Genomic DNA, 17231 nt, shown 5'->3' on the forward strand with positions numbered 1-17231 from the left:
GCGCTCTGTCGCGAGGTGGCGTATATTACGCTTTCCTCTTTCAGAGTCAACCCGTTTTTCAGGATTTTTCTCTTCAACCGAACCGGCTGTTTGTGTGAAGTGATTCACATCTGCCGTGTCAGTGGGTGCGCATTATAGGGATCCCATTTTTTTGCACAAGCCTTTTTTCGATCTTTTTTTCTGAATGGTGATTTTTCACCCTTTTCGCCGTGTAATTGCACGATTTGCTCAATTTTCACCGTTTTCAGGGGTTGCAGAGCGAGATAAAAGCCACCAAAGTCTTCTTACGCTCCCCTATTTTTGAGGTCAACATGTCTGCTCAACTGCGCCCCTATAAAGCATTTTTCCCGCAAATCGGTCTTCGCGTCATGATTGACGCATCCAGCGTCGTTATCGGTGATGTCAGAATTGCCGATGACGTCAGCGTCTGGCCTCTGGTAGCCATTCGCGGCGACGTCAACTATGTATCGATAGGTCAACGCAGCAATATTCAGGACGGCAGCGTTCTACACGTGACCCATAAATCCTCTTACAAGCCTGAGGGAAATCCACTGATCATTGGAGAGGATGTGACGGTTGGCCACAAAGTGATGCTGCACGGCTGCACTATCGGCAACCGCGTACTGGTTGGTATGGGTTCGATCTTATTAGATGGTGTCGTCGTTGGCGATGACGTCATGATTGGCGCGGGAAGTCTCGTACCGCAGAACAAACAGCTGGAAAGCGGCTTCCTTTACTTTGGCAATCCGGTCAAACAGATCCGCCCCCTGACAGAGGCGGAGCGGGAAGGCCTTAAGTATTCAGCAAATAACTATGTGAAATGGAAAGATGAATATCTGGATCAGGAGAGCCAGACCCAACCCTGAGCATCCTCCTGATTATCGCGGATCAATGCCTCTGCCTCTTCCTCAAGATCCCAACGATGTTCCTGGAATGCGGCCAGCCACTGCGCTGGCCCCTCTGCGCCAAAACGCTGCTGCAGGATCTGCCCTGAAATTGCGCAGGTTAATTGCATCCCATTAACCAGCGCGGGAAACACCACGCCCTGCCGTTCGGCATCCCATGATTCCCGATCGGGAAACTGAATCGCCTGATTCATGCATTCAGTTCCTGTTGCAGCCTTTCTATAACCGGGGTGATAGCCGGCAGGACGCCGTGCCATAGCAGAACGGCATGGGCGGCTTGCGCCACCAGCATTCCCAGCCCGTCAGCACAGTGGGTTGCGCCATGCTGCTGGCACCAGTGAAGAAACGGTGTCGGCCCTTTCTGGTAAAACATGTCATAGCAATACATGTCAGCGTTGACAACAGAGGCCGGGATAGCCGGTACATCACCGTCTATTCCACTGGACGTCGCATTGATGATCAGATCGAATGTTTCCCCGGATAAGGTATCCATCTCCCTTGCGCTGACGCTGCCGGTATGGGCGAAGAGCGTGGCTAACTCATGGGCACGAGCGTAGGTGCGATTGACGATCGTGACGGCACATCCCAGCGACAGCAGCGGCAGCAGCACCCCACGCGATGCGCCACCGGCACCGATAAGCAGGATCCGCTGGCGTGGCTTAATGAATCCCAGACGCTCCAGATCGCTCAGCAGACCAATACCGTCCGTGTTGTCGCCCAGCAAACGCCCGTCTTCGAGACGTTTCAGGGTATTCACCGCTCCCGCCAGCGCAGCGCGTTCTGTCAGTTCATCCGCGCGCGCAAAGGCTTCTTCTTTAAAAGGAACGGTAACATTGGCGCCCTTTCCTCCCTGCGCAAAAAACTGATTGAGAGAAGAGACAAAATCGTCCAGCGGCGCCAGCACACGTCCATAAGGATGGGTAATCCCTAACTGGCGGGCAAACAGCTGGTGAATAGAAGGCGACTTGCTGTGCGCGATCGGATTACCAAAAACAGCATAGGTTTCCATGGTTCACCCCTGGCGGAACAGTTCACCCGTCAGGGCATCACGTATTTCAGATGGATTTTGCCGTCCGCCCGTAGCGCCATCCACGACCGGGAAGCTGTCACCAAACTGAGCACGGACTTCTGCGGTGGTGCGGCAAGGCGGTTGCCCGGTGAGATTGGCGCTCGTCGAGACCAGCGGTTTTCCGTAGGCTTCGCACAATTCAATCACCAGCGGATGGTTGGTCACGCGTACAGCCAGCGAATCAAAACGACCAGTCAGCCAGCGTGGTGTTTCAGGACGCGCCGGGAATACAAACGTCACCGGTCCTGGCCAGCAGGAAAAGATCGCTGCCCGCTGCGAATCACTTAACCGTGAATCATCAATATAGGGCTTGAGTTGCTCAAAGCTAGCGGCGATAAGGATCAATCCCTTCTCAACAGGACGTTGCTTCAGCTCCAGCAGACGCATAACGGCCGTTTCGCTGTCAGGGTCGCAGCCGACGCCAAAAACGGCTTCCGTGGGATAGGCGATGACATATTCATTATTCAGGACCGCCACGGCATGGGCGACGGCTTCTGAGGGCAGGTTATTGTTCACTGATTTATTCCGCCGGGATCGGCTTTCCACATTGTTTACTGGCACAGAAGCGTCTGAGCCCCTGCGCCGTCTTCTTTTCTATTAACAGCGGGTAATGGCATTCAGGGCATTCGCCCGCCACCGGTTTAAAATTGATAACGAACTGGCAATCAGGATAGCGATCGCAGGAGTGAAAGGTTTTACCGAAACGGGAACGACGCTGGACCAGATGGCCTTGTCCGCACTGCGGGCAAGCAATAGCCGTCTCATCTGGTTTATCAATTACCTCAGTATGTTCGCATTCCGGATAGCGGCTACAGCCAATGAACATCCCAAAACGCCCCTGACGTAGCACCATAACCGCGCCGCACGATGGGCATGCTTGCCCCTCCAGCACCTTAACGACATGCCCGTCAGCCTGACTTTTCAGGGGACGGATATAGTCACAGTCCGGATAATGCGAACAGCCGAGAAACGGGCCATGTCTCCCGGAACGGATCACCAGTTCAGCCCCGCACTGTGGGCAGGGCTCATTTTTACGCACCGAAAACAGTGCTGATTTGGTCATAACAACTCGATGTTGCTGCAAAAAGATTAATGCAGCATACCTTCATTTACTTCGAAGAGTAATTCTTCCATTTGCTGATAGGCGTTTTCACAGCCCGGAATATTGAACAGTACCATCAGGATGACCCATTTCAGGTCCTCCAGCTCAAATTCTGCCGTATCCAGCGCCAGTACGCGCTCTATCACCATTTCTCGCGTTTCGAGGTTCAACACCTGAATCTGCTCGAGGAAGAGTAAAAACCCCCGGCAACTGGCGTCCAGACGCTGGCACTCCTCTTCGGTATATACCCGAAGCGACAGCGGGTCGGAAGCGAGCTGCATGGGTTCAACGAGACCTTCCTGATAATCAGCCAGTTTCTCGAGCCACATTAACGCGTTATAGATATCTTCCCGCTCAAAACCTGCGTCGGTAAGATCCCGCGTCAGTTTGTCCTGATCCACGCGCATTTCTGCTTCGCTATGGATGTAAGTTTCAAACAAATACATGAGTACGTCGAACATGGCTTGCCCTCCTTAATCGGACATAGCCGCCGGGTACAGCTGCGATCCAGCCTGCTAACTCCAGTTCAAGTAGCTGAGCTACGGTTACTGGCACAGATTGGCCGGCACGTTCAGCGACAACGTCAACAGGTGTTACCTCATCTCCTACGTTAGCCAGGAGCTCCGGAAATGGCAATGCTACAGACGGCTGATCGGCGCAATTATTTATCGAATCAGACGTATCAGTTAGCCAGGCCAGCTCGTTGTGCCAGTATTCCACAATATCCTCTGGCGAGGTCACCGGCACCGCGCCTTGCTTAATTAACCAGTGTGGGCCTTCCGATCCCGGATTGCCTATCGGCCCAGGCAGGGCAAACACATCCCTTCCCTGTTCCAGAGCGCAGCGGACGGTAACCAGCGAACCGCTTCTCAATGCCGCCTCAACCACCAGCACGCCCAGGCTCAGGCCGCTGATAATCCGGTTGCGCCTGGGGAAATGCGCGGGAAGCGGCGGCGTTATAAGTGGAAATTCAGACACCAGCGCACCGCCATTATCGACGATCTGCTGGGCGAGGCTCGCATGGCGCCGCGGATAAACCTGGCCCAGTCCGTTGCCCAGTACCGCGATGGTTTTGCCCTCGGCCGCGAGCGCGCCGCGATGCGCGACGCCATCAATGCCTAACGCCAACCCACTGGTGATAGTCATCCCTTTACGCGCCAACGTTTCGCTGAACAGCTTCCCCCAGCGAGCGCCATACCAGGAATGCAAGCGACTGCCAATAACGGCAAGCTGCGCGCTGTGAAGCAGAGCGGGATCGCCGCTGACCAGCAACGCGCCGGGGTAATCAGCGATAGCCTTTAACCGCAATGGATAGCGCGGATCGTCACCCCGTAACAGATGATGATCCGGTTGTTCCAGCCAGCGCCGCGTCTCGTCAAGCTCATGCTCGTCAAGCCGAAAAAATAACGTTGCCTGCGCCGCGGTCATCCCGACGGCATGCAGCGCTTCATGATCAACGCTGGCGGCTGCGCATAAGCGCTGAGCGATCTCTACCATCCTGTCGCCATACAAGCTACTGACCTTCATCAGCCGCAGCCAAATCTCGTCAGGCGTCATCCTTACCCCCTGCCATAAGCGGTATTGACAATCTTTGCGATTGGACAGTGAGACTGTCAATTGCAGGGTGTTTTGTCTAGAATAGAGCTAATAATCTTATCAACTCCTGAATACGACTCTGGAACTTTATGGCAGTTTTGCAAGTGTTACATATTCCGGACGAGCGCCTTCGCAAAGTCGCCGAGCCGGTCAAAGAAGTGAATGCGGAAATTCAGCGTATCGTCGATGATATGTTCGACACCATGTACGCTGAGGAGGGCATTGGTCTGGCCGCGACCCAGGTCGATATCCATCAGCGCATTATCGTTATTGATGTGTCGGAAAATCGTGAAGAGCAGCTGGTGTTAATCAACCCGGAGCTGCTGGAAAAAGATGGCGAAACCGGCATCGAAGAAGGCTGCCTGTCTATTCCGGAACAGCGCGCCCTGGTGCCGCGTGCGGAAAAAGTGAAGATCCGCGCGCTGGATCGCGACGGTAAGCCATTTGAACTGGAGGCCGATGGCCTGCTGGCTATCTGTATTCAGCATGAGATGGATCATCTGGTCGGCAAACTGTTTATTGATTATCTGTCACCGCTCAAACAACAGCGCATTCGTCAGAAGGTTGAGAAACTGGATCGTTTACGTTCCCGTGCCTGATAACAAGGAATACCGTGTCACAATCACTACGTATCATTTTCGCCGGCACCCCCGATTTTGCAGCGCGTCATCTTGACGCGCTGTTGTCGTCTGAACATCAGGTTGTTGGCGTATTCACTCAGCCAGACCGCCCTGCTGGCCGCGGCAAAAAATTGATGCCGAGCCCGGTAAAGGTGCTGGCTGAAGCCCATAACTTACCTGTATTCCAGCCATCCTCCCTGCGTCCGCAGGACAACCAACAATTAGTCGCCGATCTCGGCGCCGATATTATGGTGGTGGTGGCGTACGGTTTGATTCTGCCGAAAGCGGTGCTGGAGATGCCCCGTCTGGGCTGTATCAACGTTCACGGCTCCCTGCTGCCGCGCTGGCGTGGCGCAGCGCCAATCCAGCGTTCGCTGTGGGCGGGGGATAGCGAAACAGGCGTAACCATCATGCAGATGGACGTCGGCCTTGATACGGGTGATATGCTGTATAAGCTTTCCTGCCCCATTACCGCAGAGGATACCAGCGGCAGCCTGTACGATAAGCTGGCCGAGCTCGGCCCTCAAGGTCTGCTGGCAACTTTGGCCCAGCTGGCCAACGGCACCGCACAGCCTGAAGTACAGGATGAATCGCTGGTGTGCCACGCCGAGAAGCTGAGTAAAGAAGAAGCTCGCATCGACTGGTCGCTTTCCGCCGCACAGCTGGAGCGCTGCATCCGCGCCTTTAATCCGTGGCCAATGAGCTGGCTGGAAATTGACGGGCAGCCGCTAAAAGTGTGGCGGGCATCGGTCATTGCCGAAGCCGCACATGCCGAACCAGGTACTATCGTGGCAGCAACCAAACAGGGTATCCAGGTCGCCACAGGCGATGGGATCCTCAGTCTGGAATCGCTACAGCCTGCGGGTAAAAAAGCGATGAGCGCCCAGGATTTACTCAATTCCCGCCGGGAGTGGTTTACGCCTGGCACCCGTCTCGCCTGACGGTCGTCTCTTCTGAAGCCCGGGTTCGCCGGGCATTTTTATTTTTGCGCTTATGAAAAAGAATATAAATTTACGCAGCCTGGCCGCCCAGGCTATCGAGCAAGTCGTTGAAAAAGGTCAGTCTTTAAGCAACGTCCTGCCCCCTCTACAGCAAAAAGTCAGCGATAAAGACAAAGCGCTGCTGCAGGAGCTGTGTTTTGGCGTACTGCGTACGCTCAGCCAGCTGGAGTGGCTTATCAGCAAGCTGATGGCGCGTCCGATGACCGGCAAACAGCGCACCGTGCACTTTCTGATTATGGTTGGGCTCTATCAGTTACTCTACACCCGCATCCCTCCACACGCCGCGCTGGCTGAAACGGTAGAAGGCGCGGTGGCGATTAAGCGCCCGCAGCTTAAAGGGCTGATCAATGGGGTGTTACGCCAGTTTCAGCGCCAACAGGAAGAGCTACTGGCAGAATTCGCCGGGCAGGAAAACCGCTACCTTCATCCCAAATGGCTGCTGAAGCGTCTGCAGCAGGCCTGGCCGCAACACTGGCAGGAGATTGTCGACGCTAACAACCAGCGCCCGCCGATGTGGCTGCGCGTTAACCGCAACCATCATTCCCGAGATGAATGGCTTGCTCTGCTTAAAGAGGCCGGTTTAGAAGGTTTCACCCACCCTGACTATCCCGACGCCGTGCGTCTGGCCACCCCTGCCCCGGTCCATACGTTGCCGGGTTTTGCCGAAGGATGGGTAACCGTTCAGGATGCCTCGGCCCAGGGCTGCATGCGCTATCTGCAGCCGGAAAACGGCGAGCGCATTCTTGATCTCTGCGCTGCGCCGGGCGGCAAGACGACGCATATTCTGGAGGTCGCTCCCCAGGCTGAGGTCATGGCGGTGGACATTGATGAACAGCGTCTTTCCCGCGTCTATGACAACCTGAAACGGCTGGGCATGAAAGCCGAAGTCAAACAGGGCGATGGTCGCTTCCCTGAGCAGTGGTGTGGCAGCGAGCAGTTCGATCGTATTCTGCTGGATGCCCCCTGTTCCGCCACCGGTGTTATTCGCCGCCATCCGGATATCAAATGGCTGCGCCGGGATCGGGATATCGCCGATTTAGCCCAGCTACAGGCCGAGATCCTCAATGCCATCTGGGGGCATCTGAAACCAGGCGGCACGTTGGTTTACGCTACCTGTTCTATTCTGCCGGAAGAGAATAGCCAGCAAATTGCCACCTTCCTCGCGCGGACCCCGGATGCGGAGCTTGACGCAACCGGTACGCCGGCAAGCCCGGGACAGCAAAATCTGCCGGGTGCGGAAGAAGGCGATGGCTTCTTTTACGCTAAGCTAATCAAACGTCGCAACTAATGGATCACTGCAGATGAAGATTATTATTCTGGGCGCCGGCCAGGTCGGCGGCACGCTGGCGGAGAACCTCGTCGGCGAGAACAATGATATTACGCTGGTTGATACCAATGGCGACCGTCTGCGCAGCCTGCAGGATAAGTTCGACCTGCGTGTCGTCCAGGGGCACGGTTCTCACCCCCGCGTACTGCGCGAGGCAGGAGCCGATGATGCCGATATGCTGGTGGCGGTCACCAGTTCGGATGAAACCAACATGGTGGCCTGCCAGGTCGCCTATTCGTTATTCAATACGCCAAACCGTATTGCTCGTATTCGTGCGCCTGATTACGTCCGCGATGCGGAAAAGCTCTTCAATTCTGAAGCAGTGCCCATCGATCACTTAATCGCTCCGGAACAGCTGGTCATCGACAATATTCACCGCCTGATAGAATATCCCGGCGCGCTGCAGGTCGTGAACTTCGCGGAAGGGAAAGTCAGCCTCGCCGTGGTGAAAGCCTATTACGGTGGTCCGCTGGTGGGTAATGCATTGTCCACCATGCGTGAGCATATGCCGCATATCGATACGCGCGTGGCCGCTATTTTCCGCCACGATCGCCCCATTCGCCCACAGGGTTCGACGATTGTCGAGGCCGGCGATGAAGTCTTCTTTATTGCCGCCTCGCAGCATATTAGGGCGGTCATGAGCGAACTCCAGCGTCTGGAGAAGCCTTATAAACGCATCATGTTGGTCGGCGGCGGCAATATTGGCGCGGGCCTGGCCCATAAGCTGGAAAAAGACTACAGCGTTAAGCTTATCGAGCGCAATCAGCAGCGAGCCGCTGAGCTGGCAGAAAAACTGCAGCATACTATCGTCTTCTACGGTGATGCATCGGATCAGGAGCTGCTGGCCGAAGAGCATATTGACCAGGTGGACCTGTTTATTGCCGTCACTAACGATGACGAAGCAAACATCATGTCTGCGATGCTGGCCAAGCGAATGGGGGCCAAAAAAGTGATGGTGCTGATCCAGCGTAGAGCCTATGTGGATCTGGTTCAGGGTAGCGTCATCGATATCGCGATATCGCCTCAGCAGGCCACGATTTCCGCCCTCCTCAGCCATGTTCGTAAAGCCGATATTGTCGGCGTCTCCTCCCTGCGCCGCGGCGTTGCGGAAGCGATCGAAGCAGTGGCACACGGCGATGAGAGTACCTCGCGGGTGGTCGGGCGATCGATCGATGAGATCAAGCTTCCGCCAGGCACGATCATTGGCGCCGTCGTGCGCGGGAATGACGTGATGATCGCCAATAATAATCTGCGCATCGAGCAGGGCGATCATGTGATCATGTTTTTGACTGATAAAAAGTTTATTTCCGATGTAGAAAGGCTGTTCCAGCCAAGCCCTTTCTTCCTCTAATTCCCAGGGCGTCGAACAGGCGCCTTTTATTATCCCTTATTATTCAAAGGTTAATATTTTCCTGTAACGCTCTACGGGGAATGGCAAATGAAAATACATTTGTTAAACTTACAACGTCAGCTGGCTCAAGGAGAATAAAATGAGTTTTTTAAAAGAGTTTCGCGAATTCGCGATGCGCGGGAACGTTGTCGATTTGGCAGTGGGTGTGATCATCGGTGCAGCATTCGGTAAAATTGTTTCGTCGCTGGTCGCGGATATTATTATGCCGCCGCTCGGCCTGTTGATTGGCGGGATCGATTTTAAACAGTTTGCCGTCACGCTGCGCGATGCCCAGGGTGATGTACCGGCAGTGGTGATGCACTATGGGGTGTTTATTCAGAACGTTTTCGATTTCATCATCGTCGCATTTGCCATTTTCATGGCGATTAAACTGATGAATAAGTTAAATCGCAAGAAAGAAGAGGCTCCGGCGGCACCGCCAGCGCCCTCTAAAGAAGAAGTCCTGCTGAGCGAAATTCGCGATCTGTTGAAAGAACAAAACAAGCGTTCTTAATCAGCAGCGAAAGCAGAAGACCAGTGGTAAAAAAGCGATTCGCTTGCTTGCCACTGGCCTCCCGGTCCATCCTTGCTGCATGTTTATCTTTACGTTGATAGCTTCCCTTCCCTTTCTTGTTCTTCTCTACACGCTGCCTGAATAATGGATCGTGGAGAAGTGCCTCAATGGCGTTATCTTTAATTTGCCCTTTGGTATGCTGATAGCGACTCATGGTAACTCCAGTACATGTGTGAATTCCGCGCGAGTGTAGATCCGCGCGCACAAAAAATCAACGGCTGGCATTGCCGTTACTGGCGCCTTGCTCAAGGGCCTCGAGGATCGAACAGTAAACGCTGCTGTGAGCTGTGCCGCAGCAGGCGTCGTTGAGCCGTTGCAGAGAGCGACGCATCGTTTGTAGCTCGTTGATCCTCGCCTCAACTTCGCTTAATCGCGCCTGAACGATCCCTTTCGACTCCTGACAGGTGTGATGTTCCGGATCGATACGGATCGACAATAATTCGCGGATCGCTTCCAGAGTAAAGCCTAGCTGACGGGCATAGCGAATAAAGCGCAGACGCTGAAGATCGTTATCCGAGTAAAGACGAAATCCCCCCTCAGTGCGCACGTCATGATCCATCATTTGCTGTTTTTCATAATAACGGATGGTATCTGGCGTCACATCAGCCAGTTTTGCCAGCTCACCAATACGATACATATTCACTCCTGATTGATTTTATGCAGCAACGCATCGGCGTACTCACCGCGTAAAAAGTCGGTGTTCAGTCCTGCCTGACGCAGCTTAAGCTCGAGCAGAGCAAGGCGCTTGCTGAGTTCGCCATGCCGCGGGTCGTCCTGACGCACACCCTTAAGCAAGTCTGCCAGAGCCACCGCCTCTCTGCGCTGCTCCAGCTCCGGGGGAAGACACCCTGCATTCTTCAGAAGGCGATAGCCTGCCCGCAGCTCGGCCGGTACATGCGAATCGTCATCGAGAGTTAGCGGCTCGCCGCTACCGGGTAAATTATCGAACTCGCCTTTGGTTTGGGCATCGAGGATATGGCGTTCTGCCCACTGATCCAGTAACCACATTCTACGGCTCCGAGGGATGAACAAAAAGAGTACAGATATTGTAGTGAAGTGGGGATGAGGTAGATATAAAAAAACCCGCCGGGGCGGGTTTTTTTACGTTACTACAGATTACTCTGCAGCAGCTTCTGCTTTCGGCTCAGCACGATCAACCAGCTCGATGTATGCCATCGGCGCGTTGTCGCCTGCACGGAAGCCACACTTCAGAATGCGAGTGTAACCACCGGCGCGGCTCGCGAAACGCGGGCCCAGCTCGTTAAACAGTTTTGCCACGATCTCGTTGTCACGAGTGCGGGCGAATGCCAGACGACGATTAGCAACGCTATCAGTCTTGGCAAGAGTAATCAGCGGCTCAACTACGCGACGCAGTTCTTTCGCTTTCGGCAGGGTCGTCTTGATGATTTCATGACGAACCAGCGAACCTGCCATGTTACGGAACATAGCCTGGCGATGGCTGCTGTTGCGGTTCAGTTGACGACCACTCTTACGATGGCGCATGACCTTATCCTTCTCAGTAAAACCTTAACCTGTGATCCGGTTACTCGTCAGCAATGCTTGCTGGTGGCCAGTTTTCCAGGCGCATGCCCAGAGACAGTCCACGGGAAGCCAGCACGTCTTTAATCTCAGTAAGAGATTTTTTACCCAGGTTCGGCGTTTTCAGCAACTCAACCTCGGTACGCTGTACCAGATCACCGATATAGTGGATAGCTTCTGCCTTGAGGCAGTTAGCAGAGCGGACAGTCAATTCCAGATCGTCAACAGGGCGCAGCAGGATCGGATCGAATTCTGGTTTCTCTTCTTTCACTTCTGGCTGACGTACATCACGTAAGTCAACAAAAGCTTCCAGTTGTTCAGCCAGGATGGTTGCCGCACGACGAATCGCCTCTTCAGGATCGATTGTGCCGTTGGTTTCCATTTCGATGACCAGCTTGTCCAGGTCGGTACGCTGTTCTACACGCGCAGCTTCAACATTGTAGGCAATACGCTCTACAGGGCTGTAGCAGGCGTCGACCAGCAGACGGCCGATTGGGCGCTCATCTTCTTCCGAATGAATTCGGGCAGAAGCCGGCACATAACCGCGACCGCGCTGAACTTTGATACGCATGCTGATAGCAGCGTTCTCATCAGTCAGGTGGCAAATCACGTGCTGCGGCTTGACGATTTCGACATCACCGTCGTGGGTAATGTCGGCTGCGGTCACAGGGCCAATGCCAGATTTATTCAAAGTAAGGATGACTTCATCTTTACCCTGAACTCTCACCGCCAGCCCTTTCAGGTTGAGCAGGATTTCAAGGATGTCTTCCTGAACGCCTTCTTTGGTGCTGTACTCGTGCAGTACACCATCAATCTCAACCTCGGTCACCGCGCAACCCGGCATCGATGAGAGCAGAATACGGCGCAGTGCGTTACCCAGAGTATGGCCGAAGCCACGCTCTAAAGGCTCAAGGGTCACCTTGGCGTGCGTCGAACTCACTTGCTCGATATCGACCAGGCGCGGTTTTAGAAACTCTGTCACAGAACCCTGCATTGTGTCCTCTCTTTGGTACTAAGCTTTACTTGGAGTAAAGCTCGACGATCAGGTGTTCGTTAATGTCCGCAGACAGATCAGAACGCTCCGGCTGACGCTTGAACGTACCTTCCATCTTGCCAGCATCAACTTCCAGCCAGGTTGGCTTTTCACGCTGCTCAGCCAGCTCCAGAGCGGCTTTCACGCGAGATTGCTTTTTCGCTTTCTCACGAATGCTGACAACGTCATTCGCTTTAACCTGATAAGAAGCGATGTTAACAACACGACCGTTTACCATAATCGCTTTGTGGCTAACCAGCTGGCGTGCTTCAGCACGAGTGGCGCCGAAGCCCATACGGTATACAACGTTGTCCAGACGACCTTCCAGCAGAGCCAACAGGTTTTCACCGGTGTTGCCTTTCAGACGTGCTGCTTCTTTATAGTAGTTACGGAACTGACGCTCCAGCACACCGTACATACGGCGAACTTTTTGCTTTTCACGCAACTGCACACCATAGTCAGACAGACGCGGCTTACGCGCACCGTGCTGGCCAGGAGCTTGTTCAATTTTACACTTGGTATCGATCGCGCGAACGCCAGACTTAAGGAATAAGTCGGTGCCCTCACGACGGCTCAGCTTGAGCTTAGGACCCAAATATCTTGCCATTTTCTTTCTCCAACTAACCTGGAAAACGCAGCGTTATACGCGACGTTTTTTCGGCGGACGACAACCGTTATGAGGGATCGGAGTCACATCAGTAATATTAGTGATGCGGAAACCAGCGGCGTTCAGTGCACGAATGGTAGATTCGCGACCCGGACCCGGACCTTTGACCATAACTTCCAGATTCTTGATGCCGTATTCTTTTACGGCTTCTGCGCAACGCTCTGCTGCAACCTGAGCTGCGAACGGAGTGGATTTGCGAGAACCACGGAAACCGGAACCACCGGCTGTTGCCCAACCCAGTGCGTTACCCTGACGATCAGTAATGGTAACGATGGTGTTGTTAAAAGAAGCATGGATATGAGCCACGCCGTCAGAGACTTGTTTTCTTACACGCTTACGTGCACGAATTGGTGCCTTTGCCATTATTCAATCACCCCGATTATTTCTTGATCGGTTTACGCGGACCCTTACGGGTACGTGCGTTGGTCTTGGTACGCTGACCGCGAACCGGGAGACCACGACGATGACGCAAACCACGGTAGCAACCAAGGTCCATCAGACGCTTGATGCTCAGGGTGATTTCACGGCGCAGATCACCTTCAACGACAAATTTACCTACTGCTTCACGCAGAATATCAATTTGTTCTTCAGACAGCTCACTGATCTTAACATTTTCAGCGATGCCCGTTTCAGCGCAGATGGCTTTAGAACGGGTTTTGCCGATACCGAAAATAGCGGTTAAAGCGATTACGGTATGTTTGTGATCAGGAATGTTAATGCCTGCTATACGGGCCACTATGCACTCCTACTATTTAATATGTACGCACCATGCTGAAAAGCCCGTTTTCAGGATACTCAAATGGAAACGTACAGACATACAAAAGATTGGCTGGCTAATCTAGCCAGCTCAATCCAACTTTGCAAGAAAAATATGCGAAAAAATCAGCCTTGGCGCTGTTTATGCTTCGGCTCGGCACTGCAAATCACACGGATGACGCCATCACGCTTAACGATTTTGCAGTTACGGCATAATTTCTTGACGGAAGCACGAACTTTCATTTTTACTCTCCGTAACTTCTCGGGCGACCAGTTTTAGCGGCCGTAGCCTTTCAGGTTCGCCTTCTTCAATGCAGACTCATACTGACTGGACATCATCAGAGTTTGCACTTGAGCCATAAAGTCCATAATCACGACAACAACGATAAGCAGCGAGGTCCCACCGAAGTAGAACGGCACTTTCATCGCGTCACGCATGAACTCCGGGATCAGGCAGATAAAAGTAATGTACAACGCACCAACCAGAGTCAGGCGAGTCATCACTTTATCGATATACTTCGCCGTTTGCTCTCCCGGACGAATTCCTGGTACAAATGCACCGGACTTCTTCAGGTTATCTGCTGTTTCACGCGGGTTGAAAACCAACGCCGTGTAGAAGAAACAGAAGAAGATGATTGCAGACGCATAGAGTAACACATAAAGCGGTTGCCCAGGCTGCAAATACAGCGAAATTGTTGTCAGCCAGTTCCAACCAGTACCACCCCCGAACCATGACGTGATGGTTGCCGGGAACAGTATAATACTGGAAGCGAAGATTGCCGGGATTACCCCCGCCATATTCACTTTCAGCGGTAAATGTGTGCTCTGTGCAGCATAGACACGACGACCCTGTTGACGTTTCGCGTAGTTTACCACAATGCGGCGTTGACCACGTTCAACGAATACAACAAAGAAGGTCACTGCAAATACTAATACTGCAACCAACAGCAACAGGAGGAAGTGCAGGTCGCCTTGACGCGCTTGCTCGATAGTATGGGCGATGGCCGGCGGGAGTCCCGCAACGATACCGGCGAAGATAATGATCGAGATACCGTTACCGATACCGCGTTCAGTGATCTGTTCGCCGAGCCACATCAGGAACATAGTCCCTGTGACCAGACTGACAACAGCGGTGAAATAGAATGCAAAGCCTGGATTAATCACCAGGCCCTGCATACCAGGCATATTCGGCAGACCGGTAGCAATACCGATCGACTGGAATATCGCCAGCACCAGAGTACCGTAGCGGGTGTACTGGCTGATCTTACGACGACCAGACTCCCCTTCTTTCTTCAGTTCTGCCAGCGGTTGATAAACCACCGTCAGCAGCTGCACGATGATAGATGCCGAAATGTACGGCATAATCCCCAGTGCAAAGATAGAAGCACGGCTGAGAGCACCACCAGAGAACATGTTGAACATTTCAATGATGGTGCCTCGCTGTTGCTCAAGCAGTTTGGCAAGTACAGCGGCATCAATACCAGGGATCGGAATAAAAGAGCCAATACGGAACACTATCAGCGCACCGACCACAAACAGAAGTCTGCGTTTCAGTTCGCCAAGGCCACCTTTGGCACTTTGAAAATCTAATCCCGGTTGTTTAGCCATCTGCTACTTATTCCTCAATTTTACCGCCAGCAGCTTCGATAGCAGCACGAGCACCTTTAGTCACACGCAGGCCACGAACAGTTACCGGACGAGTTACCTCACCAGACAGGATCACTTTCGCGAACTCGATCTGGACACCGATAATGTTAGCCGCTTTCAGCGCGTTCAGGTCTACTACATCGCCTTCTACGTGAGCCAGATCGGAGAGACGGATCTCTGCGGTGATCATCGCTTTACGAGAAGTGAAGCCGAATTTCGGCAGACGACGGTACAGAGGCATCTGACCACCCTCGAAACCGCGACGTACGCCACCGCCAGAACGAGATTTCTGACCTTTGTGACCACGACCACCGGTTTTACCGAGGCCAGAACCGATACCACGACCCAGGCGTTTACCCGCCTTTTTGGAGCCTTCGGCCGGAGACAGAGTATTTAAACGCATCTCTTACTCCTCAACTTTAACCATGAAGGAAACCGCGTTGACCATACCACGAACAGCAGGAGTATCCTCGCGCTCTACGGTGTGACCAATACGACGCAGACCCAGGCCAAGCAGCGTTGCCTTGTGTTTCGGCAGACGACCGATTGCACTGCGGGTTTGAGTAATTTTAATAGTCTTTGCCATGGTTTATTTCCCCAGAATTTCTTCAACGGATTTACCACGCTTGGCAGCGACCATATCCGGGGACTTCATGTTTTCCAGACCGTCGATAGTTGCACGAACCACGTTAATCGGGTTGGTGGAACCATACGCTTTAGCCAGAACGTTACGAACCCCAGCGACTTCCAGAACGGCGCGCATTGCACCACCGGCGATGATACCGGTACCTTCGGAAGCCGGCTGCATGAATACACGAGAACCCGTGTGAGTACCCTTAACCGGGTGCTGCAGGGTGCCGTGGTTCAGCGCGACGTTAATCATATTGCGACGGGCTTTTTCCATCGCTTTCTGGATCGCTGCTGGAACTTCACGCGCTTTACCGTAACCAAAACCAACGCGACCGTTACCATCGCCTACTACAGTCAGAGCTGTGAAGGAGAAAATACGACCACCTTTAACGGTTTTAGATACGCGGTTTACCGCGATCAGCTTTTCCTGCAGTTCGCCAGCTTGTTTTTCGATGTGAGCCATCTTACACCTCTACCTTAGAACTGAAGGCCAGCTTCACGGGCAGCATCTGCCAGTGCCTGGACACGACCATGATATTGGAACCCGGAACGGTCAAAGGAAACATCTTTGATGCCTTTTTCCAGAGCGCGTTCAGCGACAGCTTTACCCACAGCTGCAGCAGCGTCTTTGTTACCGGTGTACTTCAGTTGTTCAGCGATAGCTTTTTCTACAGTAGAAGCAGCTACCAGAACTTCAGAACCATTCGGTGCAATTACCTGTGCGTAAATGTGACGCGGGGTACGATGTACCACCAGGCGAGTTGCGCCCAGCTCCTGGAGCTTGCGGCGTGCGCGGGTCGCACGACGGATACGAGCAGATTTCTTATCCATAGTGTTACCTTACTTCTTCTTAGCCTCTTTGGTACGCACGACTTCGTCGGCGTAACGAACACCCTTGCCTTTGTAAGGCTCAGGACGACGGTAGGCGCGCAGATCTGCTGCAACCTGGCCGATCACCTGCTTATCAGCGCCTTTCAGCACGATTTCAGTCTGAGTCGGACATTCTGCAGTGATACCCGCAGGCAGCTGATGATCAACCGGGTGAGAGAAACCTAAAGCCAGGTTTACTACATTCCCTTTGACCGCTGCACGATAACCTACACCAACCAGCTGCAGCTTCTTAGTGAAGCCTTCGGTAACACCGATAACCATTGAGTTCAGCAGGGCACGCGCGGTACCAGCCTGAGCCCAACCGTCTGCGTAACCATCACGCGGACCGAAGGTCAGTGCATTATCTGCATGTTTAACTTCAACAGCATCGTTGAGAGTACGAGTCAGCTCGCCGTTTTTACCTTTGATCGTAATAACCTGACCGTTGATTTTTACATCAACGCCGGCAGGAACAACGACCGGTGCTTTAGCAACACGAGACATT

At 53.3% G+C, this 17231-nt stretch carries 27 protein-coding genes; 6 read left to right on the top strand and 21 right to left on the bottom strand.

The window, feature by feature from the left end:
- Positions 1-311: 311 nt before the first annotated feature.
- A complete protein-coding gene (locus ACLH1I_RS25120) occupies positions 312-866 on the top strand; it encodes a gamma carbonic anhydrase family protein (protein WP_023319228.1) in 555 nt (184 codons plus the stop codon).
- Here the strand turns inward: ACLH1I_RS25120 and ACLH1I_RS25125 are convergent.
- From ACLH1I_RS25125 to dprA, 6 genes are read right to left on the bottom strand one after another with little or no spacing between them, the layout of a single operon-like run.
- Positions 842-1099: a DUF1488 domain-containing protein gene (locus ACLH1I_RS25125; RefSeq protein ID WP_043523043.1), complete on the bottom strand. Its 258-nt coding sequence runs from the start codon at positions 1097-1099 to the stop codon at positions 842-844. The genes ACLH1I_RS25120 and ACLH1I_RS25125 overlap by 25 nt on opposite strands.
- A complete protein-coding gene (aroE, locus tag ACLH1I_RS25130) occupies positions 1096-1914 on the bottom strand; it encodes a shikimate dehydrogenase (protein WP_048295648.1) in 819 nt (272 codons plus the stop codon). Before aroE ends, ACLH1I_RS25125 begins: the two co-directional genes overlap by 4 nt.
- A 3-nt stretch (positions 1915-1917) precedes the next feature.
- Positions 1918-2490, bottom strand: a complete 573-nt coding sequence (gene tsaC, locus ACLH1I_RS25135; RefSeq protein WP_119621152.1) for an L-threonylcarbamoyladenylate synthase type 1 TsaC — start codon at positions 2488-2490, stop codon at positions 1918-1920.
- 4 nt (positions 2491-2494) lie between these two features.
- Positions 2495-3037, bottom strand: a complete 543-nt coding sequence (locus tag ACLH1I_RS25140; RefSeq protein WP_151628439.1) for a type I DNA topoisomerase — start codon at positions 3035-3037, stop codon at positions 2495-2497.
- A 26-nt stretch (positions 3038-3063) separates the two neighbouring features.
- Entirely contained in the window at positions 3064-3537 is a 474-nt protein-coding gene (gene smg / locus ACLH1I_RS25145; RefSeq protein WP_002919137.1) for a DUF494 family protein Smg, read from the bottom strand.
- Positions 3509-4633 carry a DNA-protecting protein DprA gene (gene dprA / locus ACLH1I_RS25150; protein WP_032456674.1) on the bottom strand — a complete coding sequence of 375 codons (1125 nt, stop codon included), beginning with the start codon at positions 4631-4633 and terminating at the stop codon, positions 3509-3511. The genes smg and dprA overlap by 29 nt, the downstream gene beginning before the upstream one ends.
- Before the next feature lie 128 nt (positions 4634-4761).
- Between dprA and def the strand changes: the two genes are divergently transcribed.
- From def to mscL, 5 genes are all read left to right on the top strand, one after another.
- Positions 4762-5271 carry a peptide deformylase gene (def, locus tag ACLH1I_RS25155; RefSeq protein ID WP_004206802.1) on the top strand — a complete coding sequence of 170 codons (510 nt, stop codon included), beginning with the start codon at positions 4762-4764 and terminating at the stop codon, positions 5269-5271.
- Between the two features lie 14 nt (positions 5272-5285).
- Positions 5286-6233: a methionyl-tRNA formyltransferase gene (gene fmt, locus ACLH1I_RS25160; protein ID WP_017900611.1), complete on the top strand. Its 948-nt coding sequence runs from the start codon at positions 5286-5288 to the stop codon at positions 6231-6233.
- 52 nt (positions 6234-6285) lie between these two features.
- Positions 6286-7581, top strand: coding sequence for a 16S rRNA (cytosine(967)-C(5))-methyltransferase RsmB (gene rsmB, locus ACLH1I_RS25165; protein WP_087832904.1), 1296 nt, complete (start codon positions 6286-6288; stop codon positions 7579-7581).
- A gap of 13 nt (positions 7582-7594) precedes the next feature.
- The gene (gene trkA, locus ACLH1I_RS25170) at positions 7595-8971 is read left to right on the top strand and encodes a Trk system potassium transporter TrkA (protein WP_002919153.1); all 1377 of its coding nucleotides are present in this window, start codon (positions 7595-7597) and stop codon (positions 8969-8971) included.
- A gap of 139 nt (positions 8972-9110) precedes the next feature.
- Positions 9111-9524, top strand: a complete 414-nt coding sequence (mscL, locus tag ACLH1I_RS25175; protein ID WP_004206799.1) for a large-conductance mechanosensitive channel protein MscL — start codon at positions 9111-9113, stop codon at positions 9522-9524.
- Here mscL and ACLH1I_RS25180 read toward each other — a convergent pair.
- The 15 genes from ACLH1I_RS25180 to rplF form a co-directional block, all read right to left on the bottom strand.
- The gene (locus tag ACLH1I_RS25180) at positions 9460-9738 is read right to left on the bottom strand and encodes an alternative ribosome-rescue factor A (protein ID WP_004206797.1); all 279 of its coding nucleotides are present in this window, start codon (positions 9736-9738) and stop codon (positions 9460-9462) included. The genes mscL and ACLH1I_RS25180 overlap by 65 nt on opposite strands.
- A gap of 57 nt (positions 9739-9795) precedes the next feature.
- A complete protein-coding gene (gene zntR / locus ACLH1I_RS25185; RefSeq protein WP_004206796.1) occupies positions 9796-10221 on the bottom strand; it encodes a Zn(2+)-responsive transcriptional regulator in 426 nt (141 codons plus the stop codon).
- A gap of 2 nt (positions 10222-10223) precedes the next feature.
- Positions 10224-10592, bottom strand: a complete 369-nt coding sequence (locus ACLH1I_RS25190; protein WP_043523054.1) for a DUF1992 domain-containing protein — start codon at positions 10590-10592, stop codon at positions 10224-10226.
- 108 nt (positions 10593-10700) lie between these two features.
- Positions 10701-11087, bottom strand: a complete 387-nt coding sequence (gene rplQ, locus ACLH1I_RS25195) for a 50S ribosomal protein L17 (RefSeq protein ID WP_002919206.1) — start codon at positions 11085-11087, stop codon at positions 10701-10703.
- Positions 11088-11127: 40 nt separating this feature from the next.
- The gene (locus ACLH1I_RS25200) at positions 11128-12117 is read right to left on the bottom strand and encodes a DNA-directed RNA polymerase subunit alpha (RefSeq protein ID WP_002919219.1); all 990 of its coding nucleotides are present in this window, start codon (positions 12115-12117) and stop codon (positions 11128-11130) included.
- Positions 12118-12142: 25 nt separating this feature from the next.
- Positions 12143-12763: a 30S ribosomal protein S4 gene (rpsD, locus tag ACLH1I_RS25205; RefSeq protein ID WP_002919224.1), complete on the bottom strand. Its 621-nt coding sequence runs from the start codon at positions 12761-12763 to the stop codon at positions 12143-12145.
- 33 nt (positions 12764-12796) lie between these two features.
- Entirely contained in the window at positions 12797-13186 is a 390-nt protein-coding gene (gene rpsK, locus ACLH1I_RS25210) for a 30S ribosomal protein S11 (RefSeq protein ID WP_002919257.1), read from the bottom strand.
- A gap of 16 nt (positions 13187-13202) precedes the next feature.
- Positions 13203-13559, bottom strand: coding sequence for a 30S ribosomal protein S13 (gene rpsM / locus ACLH1I_RS25215; RefSeq protein ID WP_002919259.1), 357 nt, complete (start codon positions 13557-13559; stop codon positions 13203-13205).
- A 146-nt stretch (positions 13560-13705) separates the two neighbouring features.
- Positions 13706-13822: a 50S ribosomal protein L36 gene (rpmJ, locus tag ACLH1I_RS25220; protein WP_000868187.1), complete on the bottom strand. Its 117-nt coding sequence runs from the start codon at positions 13820-13822 to the stop codon at positions 13706-13708.
- Positions 13823-13855: 33 nt separating this feature from the next.
- Complete coding sequence (gene secY, locus ACLH1I_RS25225; protein WP_002919515.1) at positions 13856-15187, bottom strand: preprotein translocase subunit SecY; 1332 nt, start codon at positions 15185-15187, stop codon at positions 13856-13858.
- A 7-nt stretch (positions 15188-15194) separates the two neighbouring features.
- The gene (gene rplO / locus ACLH1I_RS25230; protein WP_002919516.1) at positions 15195-15629 is read right to left on the bottom strand and encodes a 50S ribosomal protein L15; all 435 of its coding nucleotides are present in this window, start codon (positions 15627-15629) and stop codon (positions 15195-15197) included.
- A 3-nt stretch (positions 15630-15632) separates the two neighbouring features.
- Positions 15633-15812, bottom strand: a complete 180-nt coding sequence (rpmD, locus tag ACLH1I_RS25235) for a 50S ribosomal protein L30 (protein WP_001140434.1) — start codon at positions 15810-15812, stop codon at positions 15633-15635.
- Positions 15813-15815: 3 nt separating this feature from the next.
- Positions 15816-16319: a 30S ribosomal protein S5 gene (gene rpsE / locus ACLH1I_RS25240; protein WP_002919545.1), complete on the bottom strand. Its 504-nt coding sequence runs from the start codon at positions 16317-16319 to the stop codon at positions 15816-15818.
- Between the two features lie 14 nt (positions 16320-16333).
- Entirely contained in the window at positions 16334-16687 is a 354-nt protein-coding gene (gene rplR, locus ACLH1I_RS25245; protein WP_000358960.1) for a 50S ribosomal protein L18, read from the bottom strand.
- Positions 16688-16696: 9 nt separating this feature from the next.
- Positions 16697-17230 (bottom strand): 50S ribosomal protein L6, encoded by a 534-nt coding sequence (gene rplF / locus ACLH1I_RS25250; protein WP_002919662.1) that lies wholly within the window; start codon positions 17228-17230, stop codon positions 16697-16699.
- Position 17231: the final 1 nt, after the last annotated feature.

Origin of the sequence: Klebsiella sp. 1SOBk10mer (assembly GCF_046602535.1) — a bacterium.
Taxonomy (GTDB): domain Bacteria; phylum Pseudomonadota; class Gammaproteobacteria; order Enterobacterales; family Enterobacteriaceae; genus Klebsiella; species Klebsiella quasipneumoniae.

Excerpts from the sequence above, each read along its gene's own strand:
- ACLH1I_RS25120 (WP_023319228.1), top strand. The coding sequence starts at position 312 with ATGTCTGCTCAACTGCGCCCCTATAAAGCATTTTTCCCGCAAATCGGT.
- ACLH1I_RS25125 (WP_043523043.1), bottom strand. The coding sequence starts at position 1,099 with ATGAATCAGGCGATTCAGTTTCCCGATCGGGAATCATGGGATGCCGAA.
- aroE (WP_048295648.1), bottom strand. The coding sequence starts at position 1,914 with ATGGAAACCTATGCTGTTTTTGGTAATCCGATCGCGCACAGCAAGTCG.
- ACLH1I_RS25140 (WP_151628439.1), bottom strand. The coding sequence starts at position 3,037 with ATGACCAAATCAGCACTGTTTTCGGTGCGTAAAAATGAGCCCTGCCCA.
- smg (WP_002919137.1), bottom strand. The coding sequence starts at position 3,537 with ATGTTCGACGTACTCATGTATTTGTTTGAAACTTACATCCATAGCGAA.
- dprA (WP_032456674.1), bottom strand. The coding sequence starts at position 4,633 with ATGACGCCTGACGAGATTTGGCTGCGGCTGATGAAGGTCAGTAGCTTG.
- def (WP_004206802.1), top strand. The coding sequence starts at position 4,762 with ATGGCAGTTTTGCAAGTGTTACATATTCCGGACGAGCGCCTTCGCAAA.
- rsmB (WP_087832904.1), top strand. The coding sequence starts at position 6,286 with ATGAAAAAGAATATAAATTTACGCAGCCTGGCCGCCCAGGCTATCGAG.
- trkA (WP_002919153.1), top strand. The coding sequence starts at position 7,595 with ATGAAGATTATTATTCTGGGCGCCGGCCAGGTCGGCGGCACGCTGGCG.
- mscL (WP_004206799.1), top strand. The coding sequence starts at position 9,111 with ATGAGTTTTTTAAAAGAGTTTCGCGAATTCGCGATGCGCGGGAACGTT.
- ACLH1I_RS25180 (WP_004206797.1), bottom strand. The coding sequence starts at position 9,738 with ATGAGTCGCTATCAGCATACCAAAGGGCAAATTAAAGATAACGCCATT.
- zntR (WP_004206796.1), bottom strand. The coding sequence starts at position 10,221 with ATGTATCGTATTGGTGAGCTGGCAAAACTGGCTGATGTGACGCCAGAT.
- ACLH1I_RS25190 (WP_043523054.1), bottom strand. The coding sequence starts at position 10,592 with ATGTGGTTACTGGATCAGTGGGCAGAACGCCATATCCTCGATGCCCAA.
- rplQ (WP_002919206.1), bottom strand. The coding sequence starts at position 11,087 with ATGCGCCATCGTAAGAGTGGTCGTCAACTGAACCGCAACAGCAGCCAT.
- ACLH1I_RS25200 (WP_002919219.1), bottom strand. The coding sequence starts at position 12,117 with ATGCAGGGTTCTGTGACAGAGTTTCTAAAACCGCGCCTGGTCGATATC.
- rpsD (WP_002919224.1), bottom strand. The coding sequence starts at position 12,763 with ATGGCAAGATATTTGGGTCCTAAGCTCAAGCTGAGCCGTCGTGAGGGC.
- rpsK (WP_002919257.1), bottom strand. The coding sequence starts at position 13,186 with ATGGCAAAGGCACCAATTCGTGCACGTAAGCGTGTAAGAAAACAAGTC.
- rpmJ (WP_000868187.1), bottom strand. The coding sequence starts at position 13,822 with ATGAAAGTTCGTGCTTCCGTCAAGAAATTATGCCGTAACTGCAAAATC.
- secY (WP_002919515.1), bottom strand. The coding sequence starts at position 15,187 with ATGGCTAAACAACCGGGATTAGATTTTCAAAGTGCCAAAGGTGGCCTT.
- rplO (WP_002919516.1), bottom strand. The coding sequence starts at position 15,629 with ATGCGTTTAAATACTCTGTCTCCGGCCGAAGGCTCCAAAAAGGCGGGT.
- rpmD (WP_001140434.1), bottom strand. The coding sequence starts at position 15,812 with ATGGCAAAGACTATTAAAATTACTCAAACCCGCAGTGCAATCGGTCGT.
- rpsE (WP_002919545.1), bottom strand. The coding sequence starts at position 16,319 with ATGGCTCACATCGAAAAACAAGCTGGCGAACTGCAGGAAAAGCTGATC.
- rplR (WP_000358960.1), bottom strand. The coding sequence starts at position 16,687 with ATGGATAAGAAATCTGCTCGTATCCGTCGTGCGACCCGCGCACGCCGC.
- rplF (WP_002919662.1), bottom strand. The coding sequence starts at position 17,230 with ATGTCTCGTGTTGCTAAAGCACCGGTCGTTGTTCCTGCCGGCGTTGAT.